This is a genomic window from Pseudomonas sp. StFLB209 (assembly GCF_000829415.1).
Taxonomy (GTDB): domain Bacteria; phylum Pseudomonadota; class Gammaproteobacteria; order Pseudomonadales; family Pseudomonadaceae; genus Aquipseudomonas.
In genome coordinates this window covers 3,789,464-3,802,476 of the sequence record NZ_AP014637.1, presented here as the reverse complement: position 1 = coordinate 3,802,476, position 13,013 = coordinate 3,789,464, and the positions used below count along the sequence as shown (strand labels likewise).

The 13,013-nt window shown below is 60.4% G+C and carries 16 protein-coding genes; 4 read left to right on the top strand and 12 right to left on the bottom strand.

Translation table 11 applies throughout. From position 1 onward, the window contains the following. Positions 1–34 precede the first annotated feature (34 nt). The gene (locus PSCI_RS17060) at positions 35–343 is read left to right on the top strand and encodes a PepSY domain-containing protein (protein ID WP_045489216.1); all 309 of its coding nucleotides are present in this window, start codon (positions 35–37) and stop codon (positions 341–343) included. A gap of 106 nt (positions 344–449) precedes the next feature. On the opposite strand, the gene PSCI_RS17055 is transcribed toward PSCI_RS17060, so the two are convergent. The 4 genes from PSCI_RS17055 to PSCI_RS17040 all read right to left on the bottom strand — a co-directional run bounded on the left by PSCI_RS17055 (position 450) and on the right by PSCI_RS17040 (position 4,073). Further along, positions 450–1,616, bottom strand: coding sequence for a PQQ-dependent sugar dehydrogenase (locus PSCI_RS17055; RefSeq protein ID WP_045489214.1), 1,167 nt, complete (start codon positions 1,614–1,616; stop codon positions 450–452). Between the two features lie 28 nt (positions 1,617–1,644). Then, the gene (locus tag PSCI_RS17050; protein ID WP_045489212.1) at positions 1,645–1,956 is read right to left on the bottom strand and encodes a hypothetical protein; all 312 of its coding nucleotides are present in this window, start codon (positions 1,954–1,956) and stop codon (positions 1,645–1,647) included. Between the two features lie 145 nt (positions 1,957–2,101). Beyond that, the gene (locus PSCI_RS17045; RefSeq protein ID WP_045489209.1) at positions 2,102–3,265 is read right to left on the bottom strand and encodes a PAS domain-containing sensor histidine kinase; all 1,164 of its coding nucleotides are present in this window, start codon (positions 3,263–3,265) and stop codon (positions 2,102–2,104) included. Continuing rightward, on the bottom strand, positions 3,255–4,073 hold the full coding sequence (locus tag PSCI_RS17040) for an alpha/beta fold hydrolase (RefSeq protein ID WP_045489207.1): 819 nt from the start codon (positions 4,071–4,073) through the stop codon (positions 3,255–3,257). The genes PSCI_RS17045 and PSCI_RS17040 overlap by 11 nt, the downstream gene beginning before the upstream one ends. Before the next feature lie 123 nt (positions 4,074–4,196). On the opposite strand from PSCI_RS17040, the gene PSCI_RS17035 reads away from it, so the two are divergent. Then, positions 4,197–5,189: a DeoR family transcriptional regulator gene (locus PSCI_RS17035; RefSeq protein WP_045489204.1), complete on the top strand. Its 993-nt coding sequence runs from the start codon at positions 4,197–4,199 to the stop codon at positions 5,187–5,189. 21 nt (positions 5,190–5,210) lie between these two features. Here the strand turns inward: PSCI_RS17035 and PSCI_RS17030 are convergent, their stop codons facing one another. The 3 genes from PSCI_RS17030 to PSCI_RS17020 form a co-directional block, all read right to left on the bottom strand. Further along, a complete protein-coding gene (locus PSCI_RS17030; protein WP_045489201.1) occupies positions 5,211–5,648 on the bottom strand; it encodes a nucleoside deaminase in 438 nt (145 codons plus the stop codon). Positions 5,649–5,658: 10 nt separating this feature from the next. Continuing rightward, entirely contained in the window at positions 5,659–6,102 is a 444-nt protein-coding gene (locus PSCI_RS17025; RefSeq protein ID WP_045494487.1) for a hypothetical protein, read from the bottom strand. Between the two features lie 129 nt (positions 6,103–6,231). Further along, positions 6,232–6,765, bottom strand: coding sequence for a GNAT family N-acetyltransferase (locus PSCI_RS17020; RefSeq protein ID WP_045489198.1), 534 nt, complete (start codon positions 6,763–6,765; stop codon positions 6,232–6,234). A 78-nt stretch (positions 6,766–6,843) separates the two neighbouring features. Here PSCI_RS17020 and PSCI_RS17015 point away from each other — a divergent pair, with 78 nt between their 5' ends. Then, positions 6,844–7,305: a GNAT family N-acetyltransferase gene (locus PSCI_RS17015; protein WP_045494485.1), complete on the top strand. Its 462-nt coding sequence runs from the start codon at positions 6,844–6,846 to the stop codon at positions 7,303–7,305. Here PSCI_RS17015 and def read toward each other — a convergent pair. From def to PSCI_RS17000, 3 genes are all read right to left on the bottom strand, one after another. After that, positions 7,248–7,787, bottom strand: a complete 540-nt coding sequence (def, locus tag PSCI_RS17010; RefSeq protein WP_045489195.1) for a peptide deformylase — start codon at positions 7,785–7,787, stop codon at positions 7,248–7,250. The two genes, PSCI_RS17015 and def, sit on opposite strands and share 58 nt — an antisense overlap. 56 nt (positions 7,788–7,843) lie before the next feature. Beyond that, entirely contained in the window at positions 7,844–8,794 is a 951-nt protein-coding gene (locus tag PSCI_RS17005; protein ID WP_045489194.1) for a YihY/virulence factor BrkB family protein, read from the bottom strand. A gap of 182 nt (positions 8,795–8,976) precedes the next feature. Beyond that, positions 8,977–9,168 carry a CsbD family protein gene (locus tag PSCI_RS17000; protein ID WP_045489193.1) on the bottom strand — a complete coding sequence of 64 codons (192 nt, stop codon included), beginning with the start codon at positions 9,166–9,168 and terminating at the stop codon, positions 8,977–8,979. Positions 9,169–9,346: 178 nt separating this feature from the next. On the opposite strand from PSCI_RS17000, the gene PSCI_RS16995 reads away from it, so the two are divergent. Continuing rightward, on the top strand, positions 9,347–9,721 hold the full coding sequence (locus PSCI_RS16995; protein WP_045489192.1) for a hypothetical protein: 375 nt from the start codon (positions 9,347–9,349) through the stop codon (positions 9,719–9,721). 328 nt (positions 9,722–10,049) lie between these two features. Here the strand turns inward: PSCI_RS16995 and PSCI_RS16990 are convergent, their stop codons facing one another. Next, complete coding sequence (locus tag PSCI_RS16990; RefSeq protein WP_045489190.1) at positions 10,050–12,287, bottom strand: ATP-binding protein; 2,238 nt, start codon at positions 12,285–12,287, stop codon at positions 10,050–10,052. After that, the gene (locus tag PSCI_RS16985) at positions 12,284–12,892 is read right to left on the bottom strand and encodes a biliverdin-producing heme oxygenase (RefSeq protein ID WP_045489184.1); all 609 of its coding nucleotides are present in this window, start codon (positions 12,890–12,892) and stop codon (positions 12,284–12,286) included. Before PSCI_RS16985 ends, PSCI_RS16990 begins: the two co-directional genes overlap by 4 nt. Positions 12,893–13,013 lie beyond the last annotated feature (121 nt).

Genomic DNA, 13,013 nt, shown 5'->3' with positions numbered 1-13,013 from the left:
TAACCCCAGATTCCACACTGAAAGGAAATTGATCATGAAAAAATTCATCCCTGCCCTGTTTGCTGCTGTAACTCTGAGCGCCGCTGCCGGCATGGCCCAGGCCGATGTTCGCCCTGATCAGCTTGCCGACCTGCAAAAAGCCGGCACCATCGGCGACTTGCAGAAGTTCAACAAGCAGGCGCTGGACAAGCACCCTGGCTTCACCATCCATGACACCGAGCTGGAGCAGCAGGGCGGCCGTTATGTCTACGAAATCGAACTGCGCAATACCCAGGGTACCGAGTGGGACTTCCATGTCGATGCCAAGACCGGTGAAGTGCTGCTCGACAAACAGGATCGTTGATTCCTGAATCTGATACCAAGCGGCTCAATCAACGCTGGCAAACGCTAGGGCGGATTGAGCCGCTAATTATTTCCTACGCAGCTATTTCCTACGCAACTACCCGCGATTATTCCAGGCCGACTTTGAGCAACTTTCCGTTGCCGTCATCGGTCAGCACATACAGATAACCATCCGGCCCCTGACGTACGTCGCGGATCCGCTCCTTGCGTTCTTTGAGCAGCCGTTCTTCATCAACAATACGGCCATCTTCGACCTTCAGACGAATCAGCTCTTCGGTTGCCAGTGCGCCGATGAACACGCTGTGATCCCACGCCTTAAAACGCCCGCCATCGTAAAACACCATGCCGCTGACGCCCGGCGACACTTCCCAGACATGCAAGGGCTTGACCGTCCCTTCGACCAGTTCACCTTTGGCTTCAGGAATTTTCAGGCCCGAATAGTTGATACCGTGGGTTGCCAGCGGCCAGCCAAAGTTCTGACCGCGCTCGGCGATGTTGATCTCGTCACCGCCTTTAGGTCCATGTTCGTTGACCCATACCGTGCCATTCCACGGATTGAACGCGGCGCCTTGCGGGTTACGGTGACCATAGCTCCAGATTTCCGGCCGCGCGCCCTTGCTCCCAACAAAGGGGTTGTCATCCGGGACCTTGCCGTCCGGGAAGATCCGCACCACCTTGCCTTGCAGTTTGTCGAGGTCCTGGGCCGTGGGCCGCTGGTTATTCTCGCCCAGTGCGATGAACAGATAGCCTTCACGGTCGAACACCAGCCGCGCGCCGAAGTGGTTGCCTACCGACAGCTTGGGTTGCTGACGAAAGATCACATTGAAATCTTCCAGACGGCTCAGGTCTGCCGACAGCCGTCCACGCCCCACTGCCGTGCCCGCCTTGTCGCCTTCAGCGGCGCTTTTGCCATCGCCCTCGGCGTACGCCAGATACACCAGCCGGTCTTTGCCGAAGTCCGGCGACAACACCACATCCAGCAAGCCGCCCTGCCCGTTGGCCCAGACTTGCGGTACGCCTGAGATCGGCTTACCGGCCTTGCCATCAACGCCCAGCAGCAACAGGTTGCCGGAACGCTCAGTCACCAGAATGCCTTGCTGGTCCGGCAAAAATGCCAATGCCCAAGGGTGATCCAGCCCTTCGGCCAACTGGGTGACGGTCACAGCGCCCAATTCGCTTTTGTACTGTTTGGCCGCCTCGGCCGCTGAAACGGCCAATGGCAGGCCAGCCAGCGCACTGGCGCAAAATGTCGCGATCAGGGTTTTTCTCAACATGGGCGTTTCCTTATGCATAACGTAGAGATCATCGGGATGGAGTACCGCGTTCGGGCGGGTTGAAGCGGGGCTGCTCGGCGGGCCGTACCGGCGCCTGCTGACGGGTCGGCTGGCCATTGCGGATACCGCCGTTTTCCAGGGTCGGCGGACGCACCACGGGCGAGGTATTGGGGCGCGGCGTGTCAGGTACCGTGCCTTGTCGACTGTTGGGGTTGGCGCGTTTGATCGGGCTGTTGTAAGGGTTGCCGTCGGCACCAGCGCCGAGCGGCTGCTGCGCATGGGCCAGCGGTCCGCCAGCCAGCAGCGCTGCAATGGCGAGGCCTTGCAAGAAGCGAGTCATTATCTGCCTGCCTGAAAGTAGGGGTTCAAACCTTGGAAACCGGATCAGGCCTCAGGTTCGACCAGCGATGGCAGATGGGCAAGAAATGCGCTGACAGAGTTTGTAACAAGGCTGGTCAGGAGTACCCGCTTTAACCTGTGCGGGTTTAAAAGGCTCTGGGAAATCGTGCAGTAAAGGTGGTGCCGTGCTCCGGGCTGGACTGCGCCAATACATCGCCCAGGTGGGCGCGCATGATCTCGCGAACAATAAACAGCCCCAGCCCTACACTGCGGCTGTCATCGCTGGCCGCACCGCGCACCAATGGTTCAAACAGCTCTTCGAGCTGCTCGGCAGGAATCACTTGACCACTGTTATGTACCGCCAGGCTGCCACCCTTGCCGCCAAATGCGCTGATAACCCGGATTTCGCCTTGCGGGTCACCATAACTCACCGCATTGCCGACCAGATTACTGACCACCTGAAACAACCGGTCGGCATCGGCATTGCAAAGCCCCTCGCCTTCGCGCACATGCACCAGGCGCCGACCGGGAAAGGCCAGCCGCAGGTCTTCGACACAGCGCGCCACCACGGCATGCAGATCAATGGCCTGCAGGCTGACCGCCAGCCCCTGGCCAACCCTGGCCTGGGTGAAGTCCAGCAGATCGCCGATCAAGCGGCTGGCACGGTCCACCGAGTGGGATATGTGGCCCATGACCCGAAGCTGGCGTTGGTCGAAGTTGCCGCGTTGCAGCAGGTCTGCCGCCATCTTGATGGCCGTCAACGGGTTGCGCAGGTCATGGCTGACGATACCGACCAGTTGTTCGGCAAAATTGGCGCGGATCTGCGCTTCGGCGTGCGCCAGACGTAGACGGTTCTGCGCCGAGGTCAACTCTTTCTGGGCCATGAGCTGTTGCTGCAACAACTCTTCGGCCATCTGCCGGGCCGCGAGCAGCTCGCGCTCATACTGATTGCGTTCTTCTGCCACGAACAACGCCAGTTCGTGATGGAACACGCCATCATGCTCGCGACGCACGGCGTTGAGCATCATCGGTATCTGACGGCCATCGGTGTGCAACAGGTCGAGCTTGACCTCGGCCACCGACCCCTGCATCTGCAGCAGCGGAAACCAGTGAGTCTGGTGAAAGATCTTGCCGCCCATGGTCAGCAGGCTCTGAAAGCGCTGACCGAGCAGCGCCTGCTGCTCGCGCCCGACCCAGCGACAGAAGGTCTGGTTGACGCGCTCGATTTCGCCATTGCCGCAGGTCAACAGCAAACCGCAGGGGGCATTGTCGAACAGGGTTTGCGCGTCAGGCAGTGACTCAGGCGGCATGCGGGGTGTTTCCATAGGGCTTGAGAAATTGCTCAATGGCCTCGATGCAGGCCGCCGGCGCACTCATGTGCGGGCAGTGGCCAATGTTTTCGATCAGCCGCAGGGTGCTGCCGGGCATCGCAGCATGCAGGTAATCACCGACCTCGACCGGGGCGATCAGGTCGTCAGTGCATTGCAGAATCAACGCCGGCGTGGTCAGGCCCTGAACATCCTCGCGGTTGTCGGACATGAACGTCACCCGGGCGAAATGCCGGGCAATGTCGGGGTGGGTGCGGCAAAAGCTGCTGGCCAGTTCCTCGCCCAGCTCCGGCTGGTCCGGCGCGCCCATGATCGACGGCGCCATGGTGCTCGACCAGCCCAGGTAGTTGCTGTCGAGGGTGTCGAGCAGTGAATCGATGTCAGCGCGGCTGAAACCGCCGACGTAGCCTTGATCATCGATATACCGCGGTGACGGCCCGACCATGATGTGCGCACTGACCAAGCCCGGCTTGAGGCGGTCGGCAAGCACACCGATCATCGCACTGACCGAATGACCGACCAGCACCACCGGCCCCTGGCCAAACTGCTCGATAATCTCCAGCAGGTCCTGGGCATAACCGTCGAGCCGCTCGTACTTATGCTGGAAATACGCGGACAGGTCCGAACCACCGCTGCCCACCAGATCGTAGGCCACGACCCGGTAGCGGTCACTGAAGCTCGGCGCCACGAAGCGCCACATCCGCTGGTCGCAGCCAAACCCATGGCCAAAGATCAGGGTAACGGGGCCCTCGCCGATCACTCTTACATTGTTGCGCCGTTGTACCTGCATCCCTCGCTCCAGTCTCAATGCTGCGCGCGCTTGGGCTGCGCAACCTAACAATTGCCGAGATTAGCATCGTTCCAAGCCTCAGACAGTGCAGAATGCACGGTATTCCATTTACCAGACTCGATCATGACAAGAATCTTTGACGCCCGCGGTAACCGTTATGCCGTGACCAACCCCGATCAGCTACGCCGCCTGGGTGTAGCAATCCCCGATGACGCCGCCGACGCCGCGCGGCTGCGCTCGCACTGGGCTGCAGCCGCCATTGCTGCGGTGTGTGCCTGGCCCGAAGGAACGGCGCCACCCGGCGCCAAGGCGCACTGCAGCGACGGCTTGCTGATCGGTCCGTTTAGCGACCAGGCCCCCTTTGATGTATTGATCGTCAATACCGACGCCACCCTGGCCGAACGCAGCGGCAACGGTCTGACCATCTTTGCCCAGGCACTGACCGAGAGCGGCCTGGCAACGCTGCAGCCATTTACCTTGCGCGTGCATCATGACGCTGGGTCAGCGCCGCTGGAAACCGCCATTGAACCCGCCACCCTGGATGGCATCCGGGGCTTCTGGCTGGACCTTGGTATGCCGCAGTTCGGACCACAGGCGGTGGCCGCGCTCGAGACTGCCGTGCAAGCCAGCCGCTTCAATGATCGCCCGGTCAACCGGGTGCCGCCTCTGGCCGCCGTCAATCCTGCGTGGGCGCACAGCGTGTTCGTGCGGGTCGGCAATCCACATTGCGTCACCCTGTTGGCTGATGCCGCTCAACTGCCGACGTTTGCTGCACTGCATGAGCCAGCGCTGAACCAACCGTTGACCCGGATCGCCTTTGCCGCCGGCGAGTTGGGTGCCGGTGAGCCCTGCCCGGCCGGGGTCAACCTGCAATGGGCCTGCCTGAGCGAACCGGGACAATTGGAAGCACGAGTGTTCGAGCGCGGCGAAGGCCCCACGGCATCTTCCGGCACCAGCGCCAGCGCCGTGGCCTGCGCGGCCTGGGCTGCCGGGCTGGTACAAGGCGGCGCCGTGCACGTCAGGATGCCAGGCGGCACCGCGCCGCTTAAGCTGGATGAACAAGACGGCGTGCTGCGGGGTGTGGCCTTGTTCGGCGTGGCGACCAGAGTGATCTGACCAAGCTGACACTGGCAGGGGCTACTCGCCGATATCTTCATTCCACAGTTGCGGATGACGAGCAATGAAGTCGCGCATCAGGTGTTCGCAAGTGCTGTCACCCAGCACCTCGACCTGCACGCCGCGGGCTCGCAGCAGTTGCTCTTCACCCATGAAGGTCTGGTTTTCGCCGACGATTACCTTGCCGATGCCATACAGCAGAATCGCCCCGCTGCACATTGCACAGGGCGACAGCGTGGTGTAGAGCACCGCTTCACGATAGACCCTGGCCGGCTGCCGGCCGGCGTTCTCCAACGCATCCATTTCGCCATGCTTGATGGCACTGCCTTGCTGGACACGACGGTTATGTCCACGGCCGATAATCTTGCCATCGTGAACAATCACTGAACCGATGGGTATACCGCCTTCGGCCAGGCCTTGGCGGGCCTCATCAATGGCTGCCTGCATGAATGGGTCCATAGATTTTCCTTCACGGCATGTAGTTTTTCCGCGCGCTTTCCAGCGCGCGGGAGACGAACTCGGCCAGCAGATCGGCAGAGCGTGCTTTCATTTCCTGACCGACTTCATTGTTGCGCGCCTTGAAGCGATTCATCAGCGCAGGCGAGCCTTTGCCGTCGTTAAGCTGGCGCAGTTCTTCGACACTGAACGAATGGGCATAGGCCGCCGCCAGGTTCTGCTCCCAGCGGCCTTGATACTGCGGCTGCAAGCGCTGCAATTCACCCTGCACCAACACCTGGGCCCGGGTTTTGCCCAGGGCGTCGACCAGCCCGGCAAACACCGCGGTGCGTGAGGCCATCTGATAGCCCTGCCAGCCCAAACCATCGCCCAGATGACGTTGCTGGACGAACGCCAGTGCGGTGTCGTCGACCTCAGCGGCACTCAAAGGCGCCCCCCCCAGGCCGATCATCAACATCCCGCCGGCAATCAGGCCGGGCAAGGACGTGGCTTTGCAGTCGTTCATCGCCCCTCCCGGCTGACAGACAGCAACTTTGAACCTAGCAGTTAAAAAGACCCGTTGTCAGATCAGGGGTCGCTTCCAGCCTCAACATGCCGTTATCAGCAACGCCTGCCAGCGCTCACGGGTCATCCGGTAAAGGCGAACCCCCATGCCAAAGTAACGGGCATGCAGGTAATCCTGAAACCCGGCCTTGTGCAGCACCTGTATCGATGCCTGGTTTTGCGGCTCCACTACCGCCACCACCGAGCTCACCGCCAGAGTACCGAAACCATGGGCCAACACGACCTTTACCGCCTCGCTGGCCATGCCCTGATTCCAGAACGCCGGGCTGAGCCGATAACCGAGCATGACCTCCTCTGCCTCTTCGAAGCGCTCTTTACACAAACCGCAGAATCCGACCAGCCGGGCGCTACGTTGTTCAATCACCGCCAGCGGCGCAAAGCCTTCTTCTGCCAGGCTGACACGGCAATGCTCGAGGAACTCGGCACTGGCTGAGCGGCTCATGACCCCGCGTACCGAATAGCGCATCACCTGTGGATCAGCCAGTAACGCGGCCAGCTCAGCCAGGTCAGCCCCGACAAAACCGCGCAGTTGCAGGCGCTCCGTTGTGAGGGGCATTGAGGGATAAAGCATCCAGTCATTCCATTATCGATGGCCTGAGCCGGTATGATGCCTGCTTTTGTCTATCGCTACGCCATGTCTGACCTGCACATTTACCCGTTACCCGCCCTGGCGCGCCCGTTGCTGGAAAAATTCTACCGCAGCCATCGCTCGCCCATGCGCCTGCCCGCCCAAGGCCAGGCCTGGGTCGTGAAGGAGGCGCAGATTGTTGCGGCGCTGTGCTTGACGCCGGTTCGTCATGGCCACTGGCTGACCGGGCTGTTTGTTGCCGCCTCATGGCGTGGTCAGGGGCTTGCCCGGCGCCTGATCGACCAGGCACACAGCCAATGCAGCGGGCCGCTGTGGCTGTTCTGCCACCCTGACTTGCAGGGCTTTTATCAGTCGTTAGGGTTCGTCACAGCCGTTGAATTGCCGGCCGAGCTGGCTGAGCGGCTGGCTCGCTATCAACGCAGCAAGGCACTGGTCGCCCTGCTGCGTGATCAGTCATCAGCGTTGGGATCGAGGTCTGGAAATAGCACTTCGGTAAACCCGAACTGACGAAAATCAGTCACTCGCGAAGGGTACAGACGGCCGATCAGGTGATCGCACTCGTGCTGCACCACCCGGGCATGAAAACCCTCGGCGATACGCTGGATCGGTACACCTTGCGGGTCAACGCCCTCATAGCGGATATGCCGATGACGCTCGACCACCCCGCGTAAGCCAGGCACCGACAGACAGCCTTCCCAACCGCCTTCAAGTGCATCATCGAGCGGGGTGATCACCGGGTTGAGCAAGATGGTGCGCGGCACGGCCTCGGCATCAGGGTAGCGGGCGCTGCGCTCGAAACCGAAAATCACCAGTTGCAGATCGACACCGATCTGCGGCGCAGCCAGGCCAACGCCACCGACGCTTTGCATGGTGTCGAACATGTCATCGATCAGGGTTTGCAACTCTGGGGTGCCAATCAGGCTTTCCGGCACCGGCGGGGCGACCCGCAGCAAGCGCGGGTCACCCATTTTCAAAATCTCGCGAATCATCAGCTAACGTCCTGTAAGGCAAAGCGCAATCGTGCCACATTCCATACGTCAGGCCATCATGCCTGGCGCGCCGGCTCCCGGGTATGCGCCCCACCGACGCCCGGCTCGTCAGCCCCGCTGGCTTCGACGCCGCCATCACCCGGCTCTTTTTCGCCGCTGTCCTTGCCTTCCTGAGACATATGCTCGATCACCGCATTCATTTCCGCCCCAAGCAATAGCACGGCGGCCGAGATATAGAAGTACAGGAGCAGGACGATGATCGCCCCGATACTGCCGTACATGGCGTTGTAATCAGCAAAGGTTTTCAGATAAAAACTGAAACCCAGCGAGGCGATGATCCATACCACCACCGCCAAGACCGAGCCTGGGGTGATAAAGCGAAACTCTTGCTTCACATCCGGCATCACGTAGTAGATCACCGCAACGGCGACCATCATCAGGATGATGATCAGTGGCCAGCGCAAGATGGTCCACACCGTGACAATGAAGTCTTCGATACCCAGGTGCGCGGCAAACCAGTTCATGACCTGCGGCCCGGTCACCATCAATGCGGCAGCGGCCAGCAGCATCATCGCGATGCCGATGGTGTAGAACACCGACAATGGCAGGCGCTTCCAGATCGGCCGGCCTTCAATCACGTCATAGGCGGCGTTCATGGCGCTCATCATCAAGCGCACACCCGCTGACGCGGTCCACAGCGCGATGACGATACCCACCGACAACAACCCGCCTTTGGATTGCTGCAACTGGTCGATCACCGGGTTGACCTGCTCCAGCGCCTGGGGCGGCAATACCAGTTCCGACTGCAGGCGCAGCCAGGAGAAGAAGTCCGGCAGGTGAAGGAAACCGATCAGCGAGATCAGGAACAACAGGAAGGGGAACAGCGAAAACAAGGCCTGATAGGCGAGCGCCGAAGCGTAGGTCGACATTTCGTCGTTGATGAATTCGGTCACGGTGCGAACCAGCACCTTACCCATCGGCAAACCACGCAGGTGGGAAAAAATCATGGCGTCTCCTTTCGCGATCATACCCGGCTACCTGAGTACTGTACGTCTTCACGTCGATTCGCGGTGTAGTTATCCAGACCGGGCGAGTTGTTCCGGCGCAGACATGGACTTGAAGAACGGCAAAAGGTTTCAGCAAAACGCACCGGTCACGGGCTTGGGGCTCCGTGACCGGGCTATCAGGGTCAAGCCTTGTCGACGCCTTTTTTGATCGCGTCCTTGGCCTTGCCTCTGGCCTGTTCACCACGGCCTTTGATTTCCTGGGCTTTGCCCTCGGCCTGGAGTTTGTCGTTGTTGGTTGCTTTGCCAACGCCCTGTTTAACGTTCCCTACCGCTTCATTGGCCATGCCTTTGACTTTATCGCTGGTGCTGCTCATGAAGATTCTCCCGGACCGCTGGTCCCGTGACTGAAGGATGTCGTTGTCAACCCGACATAATGATGGACTGGCCGCTCGGCTTGAGAGTTTCAATTATTTTATCGGCTGTTTTTCCATTCGTCGGGGCAGCGACCGGCATGAGAGAATGCGCGCCACGCTATGTTTTCCGGAATGTCCCATGAAGCTCGACAAGTCTCAGGCGATTGAACGCCGCAATCAGCAATTGAGTAGCACCGTCTTGAATCGCGATAACAGCCATCTCGCGGTGCTGGACCCCAAGCGCAATATCTGGTGGTTTGATCTGCCGTTTGGTCAGATCAAGACCAGCGAGTGGATCAATCTGCTGCTGCACACACCCGAGACTGATCAGTTGTTGCATTTGAAGGTGCCGAGCAATTTTCTGCGTGCGCATCGTGATGAGTTGGAGATTCGTAATGCTGGCAAGCGCAATATGAGTGTCAGTCTGGAGTTGTCGGCTGATCGTGATTCTTACCTGCAGGATCTGCGGCCCAAGGGCGGGCAGCTTGCGTTTGCGGTGTTTGTGCAGGTTTGATTTTTTGTGCGGGTTTGATTTGGGCAGGTAGGAGCGGCTTGAGCCGCGAACAAGCCTTTGGGCTGATGGAAAATCCTTTATCGCGGTGACTGGGCTGCAGGTTTCGCCCTGCGGGCAGACTCCCCTCCGTCTGGCATCGATTCGGGGGCCGGCGCGATGGGCATCCCTGCCCAGGGCACCTGCCCCCGGTTTCAAAATCAGCAGCATCCATGCTGATTTCTCCCCCGAATCGACGCCTGCCCTCCGTCCAGCGCCCAAGTCGCGATTCGCGTCGTCTGTGCCATCCCGGCTCAAAAATAAAAATCTACGGCAACGGTGCCTTTTGTGGCTACACCGCTACCGGGATGCTGAAGCGAAACACACTGCCCTGGCCTAATTCGCTTTCGGCGCTCAGTGTGCCGCCGTGGGCTTTGACGATGCCTTGGGAGATGTATAACCCAAGCCCGGTGCCGGTGGGGTTGTTGTCTTTGAGGGTCCAGTAGCGGTCGAAGATGAACGGCAGTTGCTCAGGTGCAATTCCCTCGCCGCAGTCACGTACGCAAAACAGTACGCGCTCGCCATCGGCTTGGGCGCTGACGCTGATCTGCCCCTGCATCGGGGTGAATTTGATGGCGTTGCCGATCAGGTTGGACAGCACCTGAAACAGCCGCTCGGGATCGGCATGGACCCTGAGCTGCTCGCCGGGGCTGAACACCAGGTCAATGCCCTTGTCCAGCGCCAGAGGCGCCAGCAGGGTGTAAGCCTCGTCGAAGATCTGGGAGACCTCCAGGGACCTGGGCGCGATGGTGTAGCGCCCGGCTTCGATCTTGGACGTGTCGAGCAAATCTTCGAGCAGCACGTTCATGCGGCTGGCGGCCTGTTGCATGGTATCGATCGCCGACGAAATACGCCGCGAGGTATGCGGGCCATCCGAGCTGAATGACTTTTGCATCATGCCGCAAAGCATCGAAATCACGGTCATCGGGTTGCGCAGGTCATGCGACACCACAGCGACCAGGTCGTCTCTGGCGCGCACCGCCTGCTGTTCACGGCGCACCTGACGGGCCAGATCGTCTTCCAGTGCCGAGCGGCGCAGGTCATTGGCGGCAAACAGGTCACCATGACTCCAGCGGCTGGCAATGCCCGTCATCTCCACTTTCCAGATCTCGAACGAGGTGCGCGGTCGCAGGCGCAGGCCCGCTTCGGAGTCGACCATGTCCAGCGGTTTCTCAGGGTTACCACTCCATGGGATGCTTTCCTTGACCTCCTGGCGAAACCACAGCACGCCGTTGTCGATCGGCTTGGGCAGGCTCATGGCCAGAACACCGCTGGCCGACTTCTGATAAGCCTCGGCCGGCGGATAGACGCTGGACAGGTGATGGCTGGAAAATACCGGCTCGTTACGCTTCATCAACCAGGCGTGCAGCAGGCGGATCTGCTCAGGCGTGGGGCAGTTGCCAAAGCAGTGCAACTGATTGCCCTCAAGGATCGCCACCCCGCTGGCATCGACCAGTTGCATCAGTAACTCAGGCTGCGCCGCCAGGCCGTCGAACACATCGTCCTGCGCCGCCACCATGGACTCGTTGAGCAAGGCAAGGGTCTGCAACTTGGCGTCACGCTGACGATTGACCTCCAGCGCTTCCATGGCGCTGATCTGCAACGACAGCACTTGGCCCAGAGTCTGGCAGGCGATGCGCAGCTCATGGGGCACGTAAAGCGGTGTGCGATGACCACAGGTGATCAAGCCCCAGAGTTTGTCGCCCTTGAGCAGCGACACACTCATGGACGACAGCACCCCCATATTGCGCATGTATTCGCAATGAATCGGCGAGACGCTGCGCAGCGTGGCAAAACTCATGTCCAGCGGCTGGCCGGTGTCGGGGCGCAGACGCGGCAGCAGTTCGACCGCCTGGTAGTCGGCATCGGGGATGATCCGCAACCAATTGCGCCGATACAGCTCGCGAGCCTGCTCGGGAATGTCCGAGGCCGGGAAAAACAGGCCGTTGTACAGTTCCATGTCCGGTGAGGATGCCTCGGCGATGACCTGGCCATGGCCTTGTTCCTCGAACCGGTAGACCAGCACCCGATCGTAACCGGTGAGTTTCTGGATTTCGCGCACGCAGGCTTCATACAACGCCTGCAAAGTCGGCGCCGCCTGCAGATTACGTAGAATGCGCCCCAGATTACCGGTCAGGGCCTTGTCGTTGGCAACCAGTACGTTGTTATCCCGGCATTCCAGTTCAAGTACCAGCACGCCATCGTGACGGTGCAGCAACGCTTCGAATTCCCGACCGTTGCAGGTCAATAACAGGCGCGGTGCATCGCTGAAACTCTGTGCACTGCGGGCCTGGGCAATCAATGTCGCCTGGGCCTCACCCAATAGGCAGGCCAAGGGCTGGCCCAGCACCTGCTCGGGGCGCTGACCGAGCAGCGACTCGATATTCGCGCTGACCTGCAACAACACAAGGTCCGGCTCAGTCAGGGTCAGCAGCACGCCATGCGGCTGAATCGCGCCGGGGAACTGGATGGGTTCGCTGGCGCAGTTGCTCAGCAAGCGTTCAAAGACACTGCGGTCGGGATGACTCATGAAAGGATCTCTTGGCAATCAAGCCATTGCTCGAAACAGGCAAAGGTGGATTCGGCAGCCAGCGCGGCAGCCTGCAAGAATTGCGCATCGGTGGGTTGCTCGTCGAGCAGGCTCAGATAAGCCTTCCAGCGCCGCCCGGTGTCACGGCCATAGACATCAAGAAACGCCGCGCCACTGTGTTCATCCAGCCCCAGGCGCGCATGCATCTCGCGGCGCAGTACTTGGCCTCCCAGGGTTGCCCCCTCCAGCACATACAGCACCCCCAGAACGCTGGCCGGGCTGTCAATGGCAGGCAGGCGAGTACAGAGCGCCAGCCTGTGCGGCTGGTCGACAGCCAGGGCTTGCAGGTCACGCAGCAGCGTCGGGACTTTCAGGCGCTCGCCCAGTTCCAGCCCGGCCGGCAGCCAGGCACAGCCCAGCAAGGCAGCTTCGAGCGGCTGATAGAAGCCATAATAGGCCTGAATCAGGCGCGTATAGAGCGAGAGATCAAGACGGGCTGAAAAAAACGGCATGCGTTTTTCCAGCCCGGAGTGCATCTGGCCGGTCTGCGCCCGCAGTGCAGCAAGCACCGAAGGCAAGGCCTGGCAGAGGGGAGTTGCCGACATCCGGTAAGGCTCTCTGAGAATTGGACTGCGAAACGCATCCCAGCGACATAAACCGCCACAATACAGACTCAAGCGTTTGATCGACAGGGTTTTTGTGCCGTTTGGTCGATCCCGTCACGCG

What these genes read in the sequence shown, in the direction of transcription:
- PSCI_RS17060 (WP_045489216.1), top strand. Translation starts at nt 35, where the DNA reads ATGAAAAAATTCATCCCTGCCCTGTTTGCTGCTGTAACTCTGAGCGCC.
- PSCI_RS17055 (WP_045489214.1), bottom strand. Translation starts at nt 1,616, where the DNA reads ATGTTGAGAAAAACCCTGATCGCGACATTTTGCGCCAGTGCGCTGGCT.
- PSCI_RS17050 (WP_045489212.1), bottom strand. Translation starts at nt 1,956, where the DNA reads ATGACTCGCTTCTTGCAAGGCCTCGCCATTGCAGCGCTGCTGGCTGGC.
- PSCI_RS17045 (WP_045489209.1), bottom strand. Translation starts at nt 3,265, where the DNA reads ATGCCGCCTGAGTCACTGCCTGACGCGCAAACCCTGTTCGACAATGCC.
- PSCI_RS17040 (WP_045489207.1), bottom strand. Translation starts at nt 4,073, where the DNA reads ATGCAGGTACAACGGCGCAACAATGTAAGAGTGATCGGCGAGGGCCCC.
- PSCI_RS17035 (WP_045489204.1), top strand. Translation starts at nt 4,197, where the DNA reads ATGACAAGAATCTTTGACGCCCGCGGTAACCGTTATGCCGTGACCAAC.
- PSCI_RS17030 (WP_045489201.1), bottom strand. Translation starts at nt 5,648, where the DNA reads ATGGACCCATTCATGCAGGCAGCCATTGATGAGGCCCGCCAAGGCCTG.
- PSCI_RS17025 (WP_045494487.1), bottom strand. Translation starts at nt 6,102, where the DNA reads ATGTTGATGATCGGCCTGGGGGGGGCGCCTTTGAGTGCCGCTGAGGTC.
- PSCI_RS17020 (WP_045489198.1), bottom strand. Translation starts at nt 6,765, where the DNA reads ATGCCCCTCACAACGGAGCGCCTGCAACTGCGCGGTTTTGTCGGGGCT.
- PSCI_RS17015 (WP_045494485.1), top strand. Translation starts at nt 6,844, where the DNA reads ATGTCTGACCTGCACATTTACCCGTTACCCGCCCTGGCGCGCCCGTTG.
- def (WP_045489195.1), bottom strand. Translation starts at nt 7,787, where the DNA reads ATGATTCGCGAGATTTTGAAAATGGGTGACCCGCGCTTGCTGCGGGTC.
- PSCI_RS17005 (WP_045489194.1), bottom strand. Translation starts at nt 8,794, where the DNA reads ATGATTTTTTCCCACCTGCGTGGTTTGCCGATGGGTAAGGTGCTGGTT.
- PSCI_RS17000 (WP_045489193.1), bottom strand. Translation starts at nt 9,168, where the DNA reads ATGAGCAGCACCAGCGATAAAGTCAAAGGCATGGCCAATGAAGCGGTA.
- PSCI_RS16995 (WP_045489192.1), top strand. Translation starts at nt 9,347, where the DNA reads ATGAAGCTCGACAAGTCTCAGGCGATTGAACGCCGCAATCAGCAATTG.
- PSCI_RS16990 (WP_045489190.1), bottom strand. Translation starts at nt 12,287, where the DNA reads ATGAGTCATCCCGACCGCAGTGTCTTTGAACGCTTGCTGAGCAACTGC.
- PSCI_RS16985 (WP_045489184.1), bottom strand. Translation starts at nt 12,892, where the DNA reads ATGTCGGCAACTCCCCTCTGCCAGGCCTTGCCTTCGGTGCTTGCTGCA.